Annotated in this window: 15 protein-coding genes; 7 read left to right on the plus strand and 8 right to left on the minus strand. The window is 60.8% G+C overall.

Going from position 1 to position 16,085, the window contains the following annotated elements:
- Positions 1-662 precede the first annotated feature (662 nt).
- The gene (locus IGW04_RS04075; RefSeq protein WP_194711769.1) at positions 663-989 is read left to right on the plus strand and encodes a hypothetical protein; all 327 of its coding nucleotides are present in this window, start codon (positions 663-665) and stop codon (positions 987-989) included.
- A gap of 38 nt (positions 990-1,027) precedes the next feature.
- On the opposite strand, the gene IGW04_RS04080 is transcribed toward IGW04_RS04075, so the two are convergent.
- Positions 1,028-1,471, minus strand: coding sequence for a CHRD domain-containing protein (locus tag IGW04_RS04080; protein WP_194711770.1), 444 nt, complete (start codon positions 1,469-1,471; stop codon positions 1,028-1,030).
- A gap of 162 nt (positions 1,472-1,633) precedes the next feature.
- Positions 1,634-5,266, minus strand: a complete 3,633-nt coding sequence (locus IGW04_RS04085; RefSeq protein WP_194711771.1) for a hydantoinase B/oxoprolinase family protein — start codon at positions 5,264-5,266, stop codon at positions 1,634-1,636.
- 492 nt (positions 5,267-5,758) lie between these two features.
- Here IGW04_RS04085 and IGW04_RS04090 point away from each other — a divergent pair, with 492 nt between their 5' ends.
- Both IGW04_RS04090 and IGW04_RS04095 read left to right on the plus strand, forming a co-directional pair.
- A complete protein-coding gene (locus tag IGW04_RS04090) occupies positions 5,759-6,337 on the plus strand; it encodes a winged helix DNA-binding protein (RefSeq protein WP_194711772.1) in 579 nt (192 codons plus the stop codon).
- A 281-nt stretch (positions 6,338-6,618) separates the two neighbouring features.
- A complete protein-coding gene (locus IGW04_RS04095) occupies positions 6,619-7,968 on the plus strand; it encodes a glycoside hydrolase 5 family protein (RefSeq protein ID WP_194711773.1) in 1,350 nt (449 codons plus the stop codon).
- A 21-nt stretch (positions 7,969-7,989) separates the two neighbouring features.
- Here the strand turns inward: IGW04_RS04095 and IGW04_RS04100 are convergent, their stop codons facing one another.
- Positions 7,990-9,102 (minus strand): zinc-binding dehydrogenase, encoded by a 1,113-nt coding sequence (locus IGW04_RS04100; protein ID WP_194711774.1) that lies wholly within the window; start codon positions 9,100-9,102, stop codon positions 7,990-7,992.
- Between the two features lie 213 nt (positions 9,103-9,315).
- On the opposite strand from IGW04_RS04100, the gene IGW04_RS04105 reads away from it, so the two are divergent.
- The 4 genes from IGW04_RS04105 to IGW04_RS04120 all read left to right on the plus strand — a co-directional run bounded on the left by IGW04_RS04105 (position 9,316) and on the right by IGW04_RS04120 (position 13,021).
- Positions 9,316-10,977, plus strand: coding sequence for a S8 family serine peptidase (locus IGW04_RS04105; protein ID WP_194711775.1), 1,662 nt, complete (start codon positions 9,316-9,318; stop codon positions 10,975-10,977).
- 92 nt (positions 10,978-11,069) lie between these two features.
- Entirely contained in the window at positions 11,070-11,609 is a 540-nt protein-coding gene (locus IGW04_RS04110) for a hypothetical protein (protein WP_194711776.1), read from the plus strand.
- A gap of 80 nt (positions 11,610-11,689) precedes the next feature.
- Positions 11,690-12,097: a hypothetical protein gene (locus tag IGW04_RS04115; RefSeq protein ID WP_194711777.1), complete on the plus strand. Its 408-nt coding sequence runs from the start codon at positions 11,690-11,692 to the stop codon at positions 12,095-12,097.
- Positions 12,098-12,220: 123 nt separating this feature from the next.
- A complete protein-coding gene (locus tag IGW04_RS04120) occupies positions 12,221-13,021 on the plus strand; it encodes a DUF3014 domain-containing protein (protein WP_194711778.1) in 801 nt (266 codons plus the stop codon).
- A gap of 14 nt (positions 13,022-13,035) precedes the next feature.
- On the opposite strand, the gene IGW04_RS04125 is transcribed toward IGW04_RS04120, so the two are convergent.
- The 5 genes from IGW04_RS04125 to IGW04_RS04145 all read right to left on the minus strand — a co-directional run bounded on the left by IGW04_RS04125 (position 13,036) and on the right by IGW04_RS04145 (position 16,021).
- Complete coding sequence (locus IGW04_RS04125; protein ID WP_194711779.1) at positions 13,036-13,800, minus strand: SDR family oxidoreductase; 765 nt, start codon at positions 13,798-13,800, stop codon at positions 13,036-13,038.
- 107 nt (positions 13,801-13,907) lie between these two features.
- On the minus strand, positions 13,908-14,312 hold the full coding sequence (locus IGW04_RS04130) for a hypothetical protein (RefSeq protein WP_194711780.1): 405 nt from the start codon (positions 14,310-14,312) through the stop codon (positions 13,908-13,910).
- On the minus strand, positions 14,309-14,539 hold the full coding sequence (locus IGW04_RS04135; protein ID WP_194711781.1) for a hypothetical protein: 231 nt from the start codon (positions 14,537-14,539) through the stop codon (positions 14,309-14,311). Before IGW04_RS04135 ends, IGW04_RS04130 begins: the two co-directional genes overlap by 4 nt.
- Before the next feature lie 253 nt (positions 14,540-14,792).
- Positions 14,793-15,002, minus strand: a complete 210-nt coding sequence (locus IGW04_RS04140; protein WP_194711782.1) for a hypothetical protein — start codon at positions 15,000-15,002, stop codon at positions 14,793-14,795.
- A 68-nt stretch (positions 15,003-15,070) separates the two neighbouring features.
- The gene (locus IGW04_RS04145; RefSeq protein WP_228526843.1) at positions 15,071-16,021 is read right to left on the minus strand and encodes an oxygenase MpaB family protein; all 951 of its coding nucleotides are present in this window, start codon (positions 16,019-16,021) and stop codon (positions 15,071-15,073) included.
- Positions 16,022-16,085: the final 64 nt, after the last annotated feature.

The raw sequence follows: 16,085 nt of genomic DNA on the forward strand, positions 1-16,085 counted from the left end.
TGGCAGGTTCCGAAGAACCGTCGCTCACTCAAAATACTGACAGACCGATTCTTGCGAATCGTTCTACTTCTTTGTTGTGAGCACTTGCTTAATAGTTGAGCATCCGGCGTTGCCGCCGGCGCACTTCGTCAAGTGCCCACACTTATCGGTTGTTGGTTGTTAAAGAACCGGGCAATTCAGTCTGCTGCCAGCCGTCCCGGGGGACTTGCCGGCTGCTGCGAAGCGTTGTGTTCGTCAGCAGCAGAGAGGCGAGATTATGTGGCTTTTGCTGTTTGGCGTCAACAGTTTTTTTTCGCTTCGCTTCAAAAAAACCGGACCAGCATGCTGCCTTTTTCCGCCCCCGCCGCGCTGTTCTGCGGCGGGAGGCGAACTATAGCAAAGCCCGGTTTTGGAATGCAAGGGGTGGGACATACATTTTTTCACGCAGCCCCATTTGTTCATTCATTCTTCAGGGCTACCAAGATTAGAGCGAAGTGATCTGAGCCGCTTCTGAGCCGCTTATCAAGGAATTTTCCGCTTGCTAGCCAATAGCCGAGATAAACGTATTGGCCCTGGCGAGTTCAGCATTTCGTAACATTGCTTATTGTCAAACAAATCGCAAAATTGTCTTTATTGCAATTTTATTGATGCTACGATAATTTCCCATAACAAGGGAGTCCACCATGATAATCAAGATGCTGCTCGAAGAAGCCGGTCAGTTCTTTTATTGCGAAGCCAGAAAGGTGGCTCCTCATTCCTTTGAAGGCATCGTGCACTTCCTGCACAAGGTAGGCGACGGGAATGCTTTCGTCCGCGATAAAAGCCATGCCGTGAGCAAGAAATTCGGCACGCGTACCGATGCGCTTACTGCCGCGGAATGCTATGGAAAGCAGATTGCCAATCGTCGCGGACGCCTCCCTGCAGACGAAAAGGAAGAATCGGATTACTGCAGCAGCCTGCAGTCGCCAGGCTGGCCGAGCGGCCCGGCTTTGGGAAAAGCTGCCCGCTAACCTCTTGTTGATGCGCGAAGTTGGCGGGCGCGTTCACATCACGGTTTTATTTGCATCCGCACTTCGCCGCCTGGATGGGCGGCACTATGGACGTTGACGTAGAGGCCACCGTTCATATATGCGGCATATTGAGCGTCGCTTAATCGTGAGCCAGCGGGCACCGCGAACGTCGTTGCAGATGCCTTGGCAAGCGGAATGATCACGGGGCCATTGGTCCCTGCAGCCCCCTGGTGAATATGCGCTGCCATTCCTTCCATGCCCGTCACGATGACGGAACCGCTTACGGTTCGATCGGCCGCCACGGTAATTGTGCTTCGTCCCGACGCGGCAGTCGAGACCGGAGGCACTTCCTGTGCGCCGGTTAATGGGGCACTGGTCTTTTCAACGATGCCACCGCCTGTGCCAGGCAACGCAGAACAGGCTGACAGCAGTATGGCGGTTGCAATAAGAGCTGTCCTTGATTTCAAAGCGAGATGAGTCATGTCATGCCTCCGGTGTGAGTATTCTTGATTTGCCCCGAAACACATCAACTGCATCGAGCAATTACCGATATCTACCCGACCAGCCATTGTCGTACACAATGCTGCTCGCCGTCGAGCGGCTCATGCGCCCCTGTCAGTGGAGGCGAGCATGAGCCGAATCAGTTAATCAGCCTTGCCGTAACCGCCACCGCCCGGCGTTTCAATGACAAATACATCTCCCGGATGCATCTCTACACTGGCGACAAAACCCAGTTCCTCGGTCCGCCCGTCTGATCGGATCACGCTGTTGCGTCCGCATGACCCGGGTTCACCGCAATCAGTGCCGAAGGGAGGCACGATGCGGTTGTTGGACAGAATGGATGCAGTCATCTGTTCGAGAAAGCGTATCCTGCGGACGCCTCCATTTCCACCGTGCCATCGCCCCCGGCCACCAGAGCCAGGCTTGATTTCGTAGCTATCCAGCCGGACCGGGTAGCGCCACTCGAGAATTTCCGGGTCGGTAAGACGGGAATTGGTCATGTGCGTCTGCACCACGTCGGTTCCATCGAAGCCATCACCCGCACCGGATCCGCCCGAAATGGTTTCGTAATATTGATGCTTGTCGTTTCCAAACGTGAAATTGTTCATTGTTCCTGGCGACGACGCCATCACGCCCAGCGCGCCATACAAGGCATTTGTGATGCAGCTCGATGTTTCCACATTGCCGGATACGACAGCAGCCGGATAGCGTGGATTGAGCATGGAGCCTTCCGGAATAATGACATTCAGGGGCTTGAGACAACCGGCGTTCAAGGGAATGTCGTCGTCAACCAGGGTACGGAAGACATAAAGCACCGCAGCCATGCAGATCGCGCTTGGCGCGTTGAAGTTGTTTGGCAACTGCGGCGATGTGCCGGTGAAGTCGATGTCTGCGGTGCGTTCTGCATGATTTACCCGGATTGCCACCTTGATGACAGCACCGTTGTCCAACCGGTATTCATAGCTGGAGTCCTTGAGCGCCGTTACGACGCGACGCACCGCCTCTTCCGCATTGTCCTGCACATGGCCCATGTAGGCACGGACGACCTCCAGCCCGAAATGGCCTACCATCTTCAACAGTTCATCAACTCCTTTTTGATTGGCCGCTACCTGGGCCTGCAAGTCCGCAAGATTCTGTTGAATATTGCGCGCGGGGTAGCGACCGGAAGACAGCAAGGCAATCGTTTCCTGTTCCAGCAAACGTCCTTCCCTGACGAGTTGGAAATTATTGATCAGCACGCCCTCCTGTTCGACCTCGATGCTGTCTGGCGGCATCGACCCAGGCGTAATACCGCCGATATCTGCATGATGACCGCGTGAAGCGACATAGAACAGCACGTCCCGGCCCGACGCATCGAATGCCGGCGTGATCACCGTGATGTCCGGCAGATGGGTGCCGCCGTTGTAAGGATCATTGAGCATGTACACGTCGCCCTGGCGCATGATGGCGGCATTCTTGCGAATGATGGTCTTGATGCTCTCGCCCATGGAGCCAAGGTGCACCGGAATATGCGGCGCGTTTGCGATCAGGTTGCCCTGCGCGTCAAACAGCGCGCAGGAAAAGTCCAGCCTTTCCTTGATATTGACGGACACTGCCGTATTCTGCAGCCTCAAGCCCATCTGCTCGGCGATGCTCATGAAGAGGTTGTTGAATACTTCCAGCATGACCGGATCGGCCTCGGTACCAATTGCGCGTCTCACTGGCCGCGCCTGCGTTCTCGTCATGACGAGATGGTCGAGGGAAGTGACCTCGACTGACCAGCCAGGCTCGACGATGTTGGTCGCGTTCTTTTCCGCGACGATAGCGGGACCATGCACGACATCGCCGGGGCGCATGTCCTCGCGGCGGTAAAGTCGTGTCTGATGCCAGGCGCCGCAGGAAAACATGCGCACATTGCCGGCAGGTTCGAGGGCGCTGGCGCGCTGCTGCAGGATTTCCGGCGCAGCCGTTGCTGCGTCCGACGCCCCAATGGCTTCCACCGAAACAGCCTCTACTACAAGGCCTTTGCCCTCCATCAGGAAAGAGTAACGCTTGCGGTAAGCATCCTCGAACTGGGCTTTCATCATTTTCAGCGGGCCGAAACTGACGATGATGACCGAATCACTTCCTGCATAACGCAAATGGACCCGTTCGACGATGCGGATACGCTCCGCTTCAACGCCTTGGCCAAGCAGTTCCTCGGTCGTCTGATGACCAAGAGCAGACAGTTCTGTAGCGATCGCCTCCATTTGCGCAGGCTCCAGATTGACTTCCATCGCCCGCTCCCGCATTGCCGCCTGGTCCGCCAGCCCCATGCCATAAGCAGACAGCACGCCAGCCATTGGATGGGCGAATACACGACTCATGCCCAGCGCGTCTGCGGTCAGGCAGGCATGTTGCCCGCCCGCGCCGCCGAAGGTGGTCAGGGTGTAATCGGTAATGTCGTGACCACGCTGTACTGAAATGAACTTGATCGCATTGGCCATGTTGCCGATGGCGATTTCGATATAGCCCTCTGCGACTTCTTCCGGCGTTCGCCGCATGCCGGTTGCCTGGAAAATTTCCTCCGCCAGCACGGTGAACTTCCGGACCACTACTTCCCGGTCCAGCGGCTGATCGGCCTTCGGTCCGAAGACTGCGGGGAAGTAGGCGGGCTGGATCTTGCCCAGCATGACGTTGCAGTCGGTGACGGTCAGGGGACCGCCGCGGCGGTAACAAGAAGGCCCGGGATTGGCGCCCGCGCTGTCGGGTCCGACGCGCAGTCGGGTGCCGTCGAAATGCAGGACCGAGCCGCCGCCGGCGGCGACCGTATGGATGCTCATCATGGGTGCGCGCATTCGTACGCCGGCAACCTGTGTCTCGAATTCACGCTCAAACTGGCCAGCATAATGCGAGACATCGGTGGAGGTGCCGCCCATGTCGAAGCCGATGATGCGGTCGAAGCCGGCAGTTTCCGCGGTGCGCACCATCCCGACGATGCCGCCCGCCGGGCCCGACAGGATCGAGTCCTTGCCCTGGAAACGATGGGCGTCGGTCAGCCCGCCATTGCTCTGCATGAACAGCAGCCTGACGCCATTCATCTGACTGGCAACCTGGCCCACATAGCGGCGCAGGATCGGGGAAAGATAGGCGTCCACGACGGTCGTATCGCCGCGCGACACCAGCTTCATCAATGGACTCACCTTGTGTGATACGGACACCTGGGTAAAACCGATTTCCCGCGCAATCGCTTCTACCCGTGCTTCGTGATGCTGATATCGGTAGCCATGCATCAGCACGACAGCTGCAGCCCGGTAGCCCTTGGCGTAGGCGGCTTCGAGATCGCAACGCACCGCCGCTTCATTCAACGGCGTGACAACCGCACCCTGAGCGTCGATTCTCTCCTCGACTTCAATGGCCTCCCGGTATAACAGCTCCGGCAGCACGATGTGCCGGTCGAAAAGACGTGGCCGGTTTTGATAGGCAATGCGCAGCGCGTCGCGAAAACCGCGTGTGATCAGCAGAATCATCGGCTCGCCCTTGCGCTCCAGCAGCGCGTTGGTGGCGACCGTGGTGCCCATCTTGACCGCATCCACTTGCGCCGGGGAAATCGGATCATCGGAAGCGAGTCCGAGCAGCTTTCTGATGCCAGCGACCGCGGCATCGTTGTATTGCTCCGGATTCTCGGAAAGCAGCTTGTGGGTCAGCAGTACCCCATCCGGCCGGCGGGCGACGATGTCGGTGAACGTGCCGCCACGATCGATCCAGAACTCCCAGCGCTTGTCGGACACGTCCTTTGCCCTGCTTTTTTCGCTCATATGCATTCCTCTCGTACCGTTGATGGAAGAAGTGGGTGTCATGCATGCCAGCGCTTTGCGAGGCGGGCACCCGGGACGTCGCTGCTTTTCAGGGTGTGGTCTAAATTTTTTCGCAATATTATCTTTACACAGACAAGACGTACATGATTTTTCATATACTTTATCGATAAATATTGTTTGTTAATATCTGATTTATTTGTTTAATATGGGAGGAATAATTGCGTCGGTGGCAGAAATATCAGGTTCACATAATGTCTCACCTTTCATTTTTGGATGTACCCACCAACTTCGATCAGGCCTGCTGCCGGATGGATAAATGCTGGTTTGCGCGGGCTGTTACATGAGAAAGGCACGACTGATGATTCATTTGTCGAGGCAGTGCCAGCGGGTTAAAAACAAGAATTTTTGAGCCGGTCTCGATGCGTGCGGACGGCAGGTCCAGTCAAGTTGGCTTACTCAACAAAAGGGTTGAACAAACAGGAGTCAGGAATCATGCCCAAGGAAAAAATTGCTGCAGGTGACAAGACAGGCGCTGGCGACAGTACGCCGGCGGAGTTGGCCCCGGCCGTTAAAACACCGATCGTCTCGTCCGCTCATCTCGCTTCCGGACGCAGCGCCGAATTGAGCGAGTTCGAATTCGGCATGATCATCGCCAGCAATGCATTCAACCGTTGGGCCGTACGCTGCATGACGGCTGCCGGCGTGACGGACATGACCATCACCGATGTGCTGGTGCTGCACCATATCAATCATCGGGCACGTGAAAAGAAGCTGGCCGACATTGCCTTCATCCTGAATATCGAAGACACCCATGTCGTTAATTACTCCCTTAAAAAACTGCAGGGCCTGGGGTTGGTGAAGACGGAAAAGCGCGGCAAGGAGGTGCTTTATTCGACGAACGAGAAAGGTCAGGCGCTATGCCAGCGTTATCACGAGATCCGCGAGCAGGTACTGGTGTCCGGGCTGACTGGAAGCGGCACCGAGGGCTTCGAACTCAGCGAGCTGGCGCGCTTCCTGCGCGTGCTGTCCGGTCTGTACGAGCAGGCTGCACGGGCTGCGGCTTCGCTGTAGGTTTTGCCGGGCACGCTGCTGGCAGGCGACTGGCATTGCTCTGGTCTGCATTGCTCCGACAGACTTTCCTGATGGCGTCGATGTAACGCATTCATTTCCCCAGCGGAACGACCTTCTCCGCCTGGTTACGCATCTGAAGCAATCCGGGCAGCATTGCCTCGTCCGGACAACTTGCAACTGGCCGCGCCACACTGGCAAACCGCTTGATTCGTTTTCGGTTCGTTCTTGGCAATCAAATGGCGAACGGCCAATTTTTACAAGATGATTGCCGGGAGAATACCTTGACCAAGTCCACTGTGTTATGCGTCGCCGCTTTACTGATCACTCATGCCTCCGCTTATGCGGCGGATTCAAAACCGTATATCGGGGAAGACCTGCAACTGCGCGTAAATGGCAAACCCTTCTTTATCCGCGGCATGGCTTATGCGCCCGAACCGCTGGGCTTTCCGGGAAACGCAATGCAAACCAAGAGCCAATACGGCTGGAATTATAGCCAGGGCGCCTGGCTTTGCGGACCGGCGAATCAGTATGCGCCAAACGACTGGCAATCTCCCTGCGCGGATGACGACCTGGTTGGTACGCTCATCCTCGGTACCTCTGCCAACTCTGCCTACAACACGGCAATCCAGGATAAGTGGAAGCGCGATCTGGACACGATGAAAAAGATGGGGGTCAATACGCTGCGGCTTTATAACGTCAACCCGGCCGGGAAGAATCATCTACCCTTTCTTGATGCAGTCGCCGAGCGCGGCATGTACGTGATTTACCCGGCCCTGTCCAATTACCTCGCGCGCGAAACGCCAGGCGGCTTCAAGAAAGAACTGGTGCAGGCAATTGTGAGCGAGACCTGTCCTGGAAAAGTCCAGCATCCGGCCATACTGGCTTATACCGCAGGCAATGAAGTTACGCCTATCCAAGATCAGGAAGATGCGAGCCGTATCCAGCAAACGATGGAGATCGTCAAGGCGACCTGCCCTGGCGCACTGGTGACCTATGCCCACAATGACAACCCGCCGGACTGGGTGATGGCAAACAACCAGAATGGTGAAAGCCCATTGATGGAAAAGTTTCCGCTGATGGACTTTCTGACTGTGAATATCTACCGGAAAAATCCCAGCAACGGCGATATCGATGCTTATCACAAACTCTTCTATAGCGACATCAAGGGCGTGACTGAAAAGTACCGGAAGCCATTCCTGATCGGGGAAACCGGCGAACACCAGAATGATCGCTTCAAGCCGTTCTGGTTCAATCATGAATGGCAATACGTGGTGGCCAATTCAACGCCGGTAGGCAATCTGGGCGCCGTATTCTTTTCCTATAACGACGAGCCCATCAAGAAGTCGAGGTCCGGCACATCGAATGACGTGTACATGGGCATCGTTTCAGCCGACCTTGCTCCGTTGGACAAGAAAGACCAGGCCATCGATCCTCCCGATCGCTTCAAGGCCGCTGATTACCAGGGCATTCCCGACTACACCGATGGCGGCTATCTGATCCAGCATGCCGGCTCGAAGAAAGGCGCCGGGCGCTACGAGATGTTCGTCAATGATGGCAAGGGCATCGCCGGCTGCAGCTTTGTCGGCGCGCCCAGCCCCGCTGGCATCGGCGCCTGCGCGGCGGCAAAGTAGACGCGACGCCGCCGCCGGGCGTCATTCGAAGACGATGACGCCGCGCGCGGCATTGCGGCCGGCCTGCATGTCGGCGAAGGCCTGCGGCGCTTCATCGATCGTGTAGGTGCGGCTGATCAGCTCATCGAGCTTCAGCCTGTGGTTGCGGTAAAGACCAATCAGACGCGGGAAGTCCTCGCGCGGCCGGGCCGAGCCGAAGTAGCTGCCGGTCAGGGTCTTTTCGCCGAAGGTCAGTGTTGCGGTGCGTATCGAGGTGATGTCCTTCTGCCCCGCCACGCCCACCACCACCGCGGTGCCGCCCTTGCGCAGGACGCCATATGCCTGGGCTGCGATCTCGCCCAGACCAACGCATTCGAAGGCATAGTCGGCGCCCCCCTCGGTCAGCTTCAGGATGGCCTTGACCACGTTCTCCTGGCCGGCGCTGTTGACGACATGCGTCGCGCCAAATTGCCGGGCTGCTTCCAGCTTGGCGTCGGACGTGTCGACGGCGACGATCATCCGGGCGCCGGCAATGGCGCATCCCTGGATCGCATTCAGGCCAACGCCGCCGCAGCCAAAGATGACCGTGACCGACCCCGCATCCACGCGCGCGGTGTTGACGGCGGCGCCGTAGCCGGTCATGACGCCGCAGCCGATCAAGGCCGCCTTGTCGAGCGGCATCTGCTGGTCGACCTTGACGACATTATCGATGTGCAGCGTGGCGTATTCGGCCATCACGCCGCAGCCGGAAAAGACATGCAGACGGTTGCCCGCCAGGTCGCGGACGCGGGTGGTGCCGTCAGGCAGGCTGATGGCCGCCTTGGCCGCCTGGTCGCACAGCTGCGGCCGGCCGGTCTGGCAGTAGCGGCATTTGCCGCACATGCTGACGAAGGAACTGACGACATGGTCGCCAACCTTGTAATCGGATACGCCTTCGCCCACTGCCACGATGCGACCGGCGCCTTCATGTCCCAGTACCACTGGCGGCGGAAACGGAATGGTGCCGTTGGTGGCCGACAGGTCGCTGTGGCAGACGCCGCAGGCAGCCAGCTTGATCATGACCTCGCCGTGGCGTGGCGGCTCGACGATGATTTCCTCTACCGTCACTGGTTGATTGATTTCACGGCAGATCACCGCTTTCGCACGCTGTTCCATATTCGGTTTCCCTTTTAATGAATGCTTCAGGCCGCCAGACCTTAAAGGCAAGCGGCAGTGCTTGTCAATCCGGTCACCATTCATCGCAGCAGCAACGGCGCCGGCAGGCCGGTCCGGTCATGCGATGGCGAAACCCCGGCGCCGTACTGAACTTTCGCCGCGTTGTCAGTCCAACTTTTTCCCGGCGCAAGGCGCCTGTTTTCGGGTGCGGCTATGGCAGGAACTTCGACATGGATCATCTCGGCGCTCGCCCTGAGCATGCTCACCGCCTGCGGCGGTGGCGGCGGTGGTGGCGGCGATAACGCGGCGCAGGGCGCAACGCCTGCTGCGCCGGCAGTTGCCGGACCGGCCTCCAACCCAGATACGGCCGCCGGCAACCAGCCCGATCCGCTATATGCCAGCCAGTGGCACCTGAAAAATACCGGCCAGACAGCCGGGGTGGGACCGGCGGCCACGGCTGGCCAGGATGTGAATGTCGAACCGGTATGGAACAGCTGCAGCGATAACGGCAAATGCAAGGGAGAAGGCGTTGCGATTGCCGTGGTCGACCGGGGCGTGGAAATCGCGCACCGCGATCTCCAGCCGAATGTCTCGACCTCGCTTGCCGGCCGGGTGTACTCGCTGACCGCGGCACCGTCGAATGGCGACCCGACGCCGGCGCAGACCGACCGCGAGAATGCGCATGGCACGGCGGTGGCCGGCATCGTCGCCGCGCGCGACAACAATGGCCTGGGCGGACGCGGCGTGGCGCCGCGCGCGACGCTGACGGGCTATGCCCTGCTGCAGGCCAGCACCAATAGCAACGAGGCCGATGCGATGGCCTTTCAGGCCGGGGATGTAGCTATTTCCAACAACAGCTGGGGTCCGGCGGATGGCAATGGCCAGCTCGGCGACGCCAACTCGCTATGGCGCGATGCGATCGAATTCGGGCTTGCCAGCGGCCGCAACGGCCTGGGCACGATCTACGTCTGGGCCGCCGGCAATGGCTATACCAGCGGTTTCAACGAACGTTCGACCTACGACGGCTATGCCAGCTATCGGGGTGTGATCGCGGTCGGCGCGCTCAGTGCGCAAGGGCGGCGGGCTTCCTACTCCGAACCGGGCGCCAATGTCTGGGTCAGCGCGCCAGGCGGCGAGCCCTGCGCCAACAGCCTGGCCATCATCACCACCGACCTGTCCGGCGCAAAAGGCTACAACACCGGCGCGGGCAGTCCCGAACTCGGCGATGCCGATTACACCCGCTGCATGAATGGCACATCGGCGGCGGTTCCCTCGGTATCCGGGGTGATGGCGCTGATGCTGCAGGCCAATCCGGCGCTGGGCTGGCGCGATGCCCGCGCGGCGCTGGCCCGGAGCGCGCGCCAGACCGATCCGGCCGACGCTTCCTGGAAGACCAACGGCGCCGGGCGCCGCATCAGCGAAGCCTATGGCTTTGGCGCCGTCGATGCCAAGGCTGCGGTGGATGCGGCCCGCGGCTGGGTCAATCTGCCGCCGCAGAAGGTGTACCGATCGCCGTCGCAGGCGGTGAACCTGCCGATACCCGACAATGCGCCGACCGGCGTGTCGAGCACCCTGACGGTCGCTGGCAGCAACATCGCGAAAATCGAGTGGGTGGACCTGGTGTTCAATGCCGCCAGCCACCCTTATTCGGGCGACTTGCGCATCGTGCTCACCTCGCCCTCCGGCACCGAGCTGGTGCTGGCCGACACCCATTTATGCGATGGCCGCTGCGTGCCCTATGACGGCTGGCGCTTTGGCATTGCCCACCTGCTCGATGAAGCCGCGGACGGCGTCTGGAAGATCAGCGTGAAGGATGGCGCGGTTGATGATGTCGGTAATGTCGACAGCTGGCAGCTGACGGTCTATGGCCACTGAGCGCTGATCGGCGCGCAAAAGAACGGACAGACGACACGACACGACACGACACGACACGAGAAGAGAAGAGAAGAGAAGAGACAGGAGCAGCGATGATGAAGCTTTCCCGGTATGCGGCCATTCTGATGCTGGCCACTTTCGCCACCCAGGCCTGCGCCCAGGTCAAGGCCGCCCCTGGCAACTATGTCTGGTATGACGGCGGCAAGCCGCGCCAGCTGCGGCTCGACAGCACGGTGGTGGCGGAATTTGGCGACCGGGCGGAAGGCGGCGGTGAACCGGTCATGCGTGGCAACGGCGTTCGCATCTGGCGCCAGCAGGACCAGGCGGCAACCCGTGCGGCGGCGGACGGCGCGGCGTCACCCGTGTTTCGCGACAGTGAAGGCGGCGCCATGCGCGCCTTGCCTGGCAATGTGATCGTGCGGCTGGATCCATCGTGGAGTGCGCAGCAGGTGGCCGACTGGCTGAAGGAAAACCGGCTGTCCGAAGTGCGCCGCTTGCCTATAGGCGGCAATGTGCTGGTGCTGTCGTCGCCGCCCGGCCTGGCCGCGCTGGAACTGGCCAACCGGCTGCAGCAGTCGGGCCAGGTGGTATCGGCCCAGCCGGAATGGTGGGAGCAGCGCAGCACGCGCTAGGTTCAGGGACGGTTTGACACCGCCTGGCGGCCCGTGGATACTCGCCTGCTCGGTAAGCGATGCCAACGGATGTGAGAAGCATGTCAGAAGCGCCTGTTTTCCCGATACGCAACCCCTGCCCTCCCGGCGCCTGCCAGTGCGACCGCGACCGGCTGCTGGACGATCCGCATGCCGACAGGCGCATCCTGCAGCTCACCAGGGAAGAGGAGAAACGGCTGGTGGCCCGGATCGAAGCCATTTCTACCTATCAGGACCTGAAGCGCATCGTCCAACGCATGGATCAGCTGCTTGGGCTGGATGTGCGCATCGAGCCGGGTACGCATGAAGTGCGCACGATGCGCGGTTTCCAGATCCAGCTGAGCGATCGTCCCGGCCTGTGCCGCAAGACCCGGCAGGCTATTCCGGCGGCAATCCGCCGCTGCCTTGAAAGCCATCCCGAACTGGGCTATGCCATCCTCGATGAACATGGCCTGTTCGGCCCTGGCTAGAACACGGTTTCTGGCTTCCTTGCCGCGAGGCAGTACTGAATCTCATCCGTTACGGAACCAAGCTTTCCTGCCCGCCATCGAATAGTCGCGGCCCGCATGCCGCGACCAGTCAGGGGGAAGCAAATGAAATGGAATCTCACCAGTGGCGTCGCCGTCATTGTCGGCGTGGCGACAGTGGCAGGCTTTTTCTATCTCACCAGGATGCGGGGCGGTCCCGAAGAAACGCCCCCTACGCCTGCAGTGGCGGCACAAGCGCCGGCGCCGCCCGCCGAACCGGCCATCCGTTATCCGGTGCCGCCCGAAACCGAGGCGGTGCCGCAGCCCTTGCCGCCGCTCGACAAGAGCGACAAGGCCGTCAACGATGCGCTGGTCGACTATTTCGGCCGCCAGTCGGTGCAGCAGCTGTTCGGGCTGGACAGCATCATCCGGCATATCGTGGTCACCGTGGACAACCTGCCGCGCGAAACCATCGCCACACGGCTGCTGCCGACCCGGCCGGTGCGCGGCGCCTTCCTGGTCAAGAAGAGCGCCGATGGCCTGGCGATCGCGCCTTCCAATTCTGCCCGCTATCTGCCTTACGTCGAACTGGCGCGGCGCACCAACGCGGCCCAGGTGGCGCGCATCTATGCCGGCTTTTATCCGCTGTTCCAGAAAGCCTACGAGGAACTCGGCTATCCGAAGGCCTATTTCAATGACCGCGTCGTGGCAGTGATCGACCATATGCTGGCGGCGCCCGAGCCGGAAGGCCCGGTCAGGCTGACGCAGCCGCACATCCTCTACAAGTTTGCCGATCCGGCTCTGGAGAATGCTTCGGCCGGACACAAGATCATGGTGCGCATGGGCAGGGACAATGAAGCGGTGGTCAAGGCCAAGCTGCGCGAACTGCGCGCCGAACTCACGCGGCATGCGCCGGCCAGGCAGTAAGACCGCCGCAGGGATCAGGCGCGCTTGAGATCGGAGGCGCCCAGCACGATCCGGTTCCAGGTTGGACTGATCACGATCTCGTTGATGCAGGCATGGGCCGGCATTTCGGCGATGAAGCGGATGGTGCGGCCGAGGTCGTCCGGCTGCAGCATCCTGGCCCGGTCCTCGGCCGAGGGCGGCACCGGCCGCTTTTCCATGATGGGCGTGGCGACCTCGGCCGGGCACACTGCGCAGGCGCGGATGCCGTTGACGCATTCTTCCTGGTTCAGATGGGCCGTCATGGCGACCACGCCATGCTTGGCGGCGTTGTAGGCCGGGCCAGTCATGTAGGTGTCGTATTTCCCGGACCAGGAGGAGATATTGATCACCAGGCCGGACTTCCTGGCGCGCATGGCGGGCAGCACCGCGGCGATGCAGTAATAGCTGCCATCGAGGTTGACGCGGATGACTTCGTTCCAGCCGGCAGTCGTCTGGTTGCTCCAGAAGCGGGCGGGCACATTCAGGCCGGCACTGTTGACCAGAATATCGACCTTGCCATGGCGGCCAAGGATGGCCTGGGCAACCGTGCCGACCGCCTCGGCGTCGCTGACGTCGAGCACTTCCACTTCAGCGCGGCCGCCGGCGGCGTTGATGGCGTCGGCCTGGGCCTGCAACGCCTCGCGGCGCCGACCCGACATGACGACCGTCGCGCCCGCCTGCGCCAGCGCCTGCGCGCCGGCCAGCCCGATGCCCGAAGCGGCGCCGGTAACCCATGCTACCTGTCCTTGCAGTGATGTCATGATGCTGTCTCCATTGGTAGTTTTTATACGGCAATGCCGGCGTATTGTAGCCGGGCCGGACAGCGTCATGGCGCATCACTGCGTCAATGAAATGGTTGACAGGCGGGCTATACCGAGGCGGCCCTGTCAGACTGTTCACATTCGTCGCCTGCCAGCCATTGCTCCAGTTCAGCCAGGGCGGCGGCATTGAGGCTGCGCTCGCAGGCGGCCAGCCTGCGCAGATGGCCGCTTTGAAGCGCCTGCGCGACTTCCTCGCGGCTGTTGAATTCCAGCCAGCGCAGGCAATTGGCCAGCCGCTGGTTCAGGCCGTCGGTCCATGCAGGTTTCTTGCCGGCCCGGCGGCCACGGGCGCGCAGATAGATGTTACGGGCGCGCGACGGCGTCAGGCCAAGCGCTTCGCCGACTGCCTTGAAAGTCATGCCCTTGTCCCGCAGCACCACGATACGGTCTTCCAGCGCGGGGCAATCGTCCATCTCGCCGCATGTTTGCGGCAGCGCCGTCGTCAGGGTCATGAGGTCCCGCCGTCGTGATGGTCAGTCGCGCCGGGATTTTTGTTCTCGAACCGGACCCATGCAACCTTGTTGCCGTTGTCGAGCTGGAAGACGCCCATGCGCGCGCCCTCGTCGGCACGGTGCTTTACCGCTTCAACGACCTGAAGGGCAACAGCATGGTCGTCGACATAGACAGCAATGGAATCCAGTATCCAGCGATGTCGGCCCGCAGACGCAGCAAAACTCATGTTCAGGCTCGTATGCGTTTAGGAAGACTGCATTGTGTAAGGCTGCATCGAGCTCGTCTGTAACGTTGCTTACATAAGCAGCCTGCCCCGCTTGCATTCGCGCCGTGTCGCCGGTCGATCCGCACCGGCGACGCTGCCCTAGCGTGCTAATGGGAAATTAAAGGAGGGTGTTAAGGAAAGTATTAAGGAAGGAAACGAGCTGCAGGAGCGCCCTGCCCTGCCGCCGTGCATGGCGACGAGGCAGGGGCAGGCATTAGTGGGAAGAAAGGGAAGTGGCGGAATCGGGCCGGTCGTCTTCCGCCTGCGCGTAGCGCTTGTCGGCTGCCGGCACTTCGAGTTCACAATATTTCACGCCGACGGTGGCGACGCATTCCTGAAACTCGGTCGCATCGGCCGTGTCGGCAAAAACATAGATGATGTCGCCTGCCTGGACTTCAGTCGGCGATATTCGCATGATGACCATTGCATTGCCTCGTGATGGTGACGGACAGGAAAGTCTAGCATGGTCGGCCGGCGCTTTCCTGTGGTGCGTCAAGGCTGATTGGTCTGGCCAGTCTGGCGGTAAAGATAGTCCTCGGGGAGTCCCATGCGGCAGCAGGCGAGCGCAGGCGGGCAATTGCGCAGCAGCAGCCGGTCGGCAAAGACGCCGGCATGACGCAGCAGCCTGTGTTCCCATGGCCGCAGGCGCCAGCGCCGGTCGAGGCCAAGCCTTTCGCGGACCCAGGCCGGCAGCAGTTCCACCGCGGCCCGGATCAGCAGGCCCTGGGCCATGCGCAGCGGGCCGGGTAGCAGGTGCGCCTCCTGCATGACGCCGAGGAACTCGAAAATGATCGGAGAAGGCTCGAGCATGCCGCGCATGGACTGCATCATCGACGCGCACTGGTGCTGGCTGGCTGGCGCGCCGACGGCGCCGTACAGCAGTGCCGAGGCGCGTCCTTCGGCATGGAAGCGATCGCGCTGCGCCGCGTCCAGCGGCCTGACATAGGCATGGAACGCCTCGAGAAAACCATAGCAAGCGGTGGCGTGCACCCATTCAAGCAATTCCGGCTGAGCCGCACTGAACGCGATGCCGTCGGGCGTGACGCCCTGGATCGTTGCATGGCGGCGGTTGATGGCGGCGATCATTCCCTCCGCGCCACTGCGCGGACCATAGACCGTGACCATGGCGGCAAGCCCGGTGCTGCGCAGCCGCCTGGCAGGCTCCTTCCTGAAGCTGGTGGCATGCCAGACGCCGGTGCGCACACGCGGCTCGGCCAGTTCCAGCAGCACCGCTGCAATGCCGCCGACAAACAGGGCCAGCGGATTCTTGAAAACCTGCCAGGAAACCGAATCGGGCGCAGCCAGCGCCGGTTCGCCGGAGGGCGCGCTGAAGTCGATGCCGGCGCCGTCCGGCACGGCGAAATAGGCGCTGGCAATGGCTTCAACGCGGCGCTGCAGCGGCATCCACAGCAGCAGCGGGCCATGCCGGCGCATGAGTCGCATCCCGAATTTCCTTCGCATGTCGAGAGAGCCGGCATGATGTGCGCCGGCCCGTGCAACATAGCAG

It is taken from the genome of Noviherbaspirillum soli (assembly GCF_015352955.1).
Taxonomy (GTDB): domain Bacteria; phylum Pseudomonadota; class Gammaproteobacteria; order Burkholderiales; family Burkholderiaceae_D; genus Noviherbaspirillum_A; species Noviherbaspirillum_A soli.

Bases quoted from the DNA above. Each gene is read 5' to 3' on its own strand.
- IGW04_RS04075 (WP_194711769.1), top strand. From the start codon at position 663: ATGATAATCAAGATGCTGCTCGAAGAAGCCGGTCAGTTCTTTTATTGC.
- IGW04_RS04080 (WP_194711770.1), bottom strand. From the start codon at position 1,471: ATGACTCATCTCGCTTTGAAATCAAGGACAGCTCTTATTGCAACCGCC.
- IGW04_RS04085 (WP_194711771.1), bottom strand. From the start codon at position 5,266: ATGAGCGAAAAAAGCAGGGCAAAGGACGTGTCCGACAAGCGCTGGGAG.
- IGW04_RS04090 (WP_194711772.1), top strand. From the start codon at position 5,759: ATGCCCAAGGAAAAAATTGCTGCAGGTGACAAGACAGGCGCTGGCGAC.
- IGW04_RS04100 (WP_194711774.1), bottom strand. From the start codon at position 9,102: ATGGAACAGCGTGCGAAAGCGGTGATCTGCCGTGAAATCAATCAACCA.
- IGW04_RS04105 (WP_194711775.1), top strand. From the start codon at position 9,316: ATGGCAGGAACTTCGACATGGATCATCTCGGCGCTCGCCCTGAGCATG.
- IGW04_RS04110 (WP_194711776.1), top strand. From the start codon at position 11,070: ATGATGAAGCTTTCCCGGTATGCGGCCATTCTGATGCTGGCCACTTTC.
- IGW04_RS04115 (WP_194711777.1), top strand. From the start codon at position 11,690: ATGTCAGAAGCGCCTGTTTTCCCGATACGCAACCCCTGCCCTCCCGGC.
- IGW04_RS04120 (WP_194711778.1), top strand. From the start codon at position 12,221: ATGAAATGGAATCTCACCAGTGGCGTCGCCGTCATTGTCGGCGTGGCG.
- IGW04_RS04125 (WP_194711779.1), bottom strand. From the start codon at position 13,800: ATGACATCACTGCAAGGACAGGTAGCATGGGTTACCGGCGCCGCTTCG.
- IGW04_RS04130 (WP_194711780.1), bottom strand. From the start codon at position 14,312: ATGACCCTGACGACGGCGCTGCCGCAAACATGCGGCGAGATGGACGAT.
- IGW04_RS04135 (WP_194711781.1), bottom strand. From the start codon at position 14,539: ATGAGTTTTGCTGCGTCTGCGGGCCGACATCGCTGGATACTGGATTCC.
- IGW04_RS04140 (WP_194711782.1), bottom strand. From the start codon at position 15,002: ATGGTCATCATGCGAATATCGCCGACTGAAGTCCAGGCAGGCGACATC.
- IGW04_RS04145 (WP_228526843.1), bottom strand. From the start codon at position 16,021: ATGCGACTCATGCGCCGGCATGGCCCGCTGCTGCTGTGGATGCCGCTG.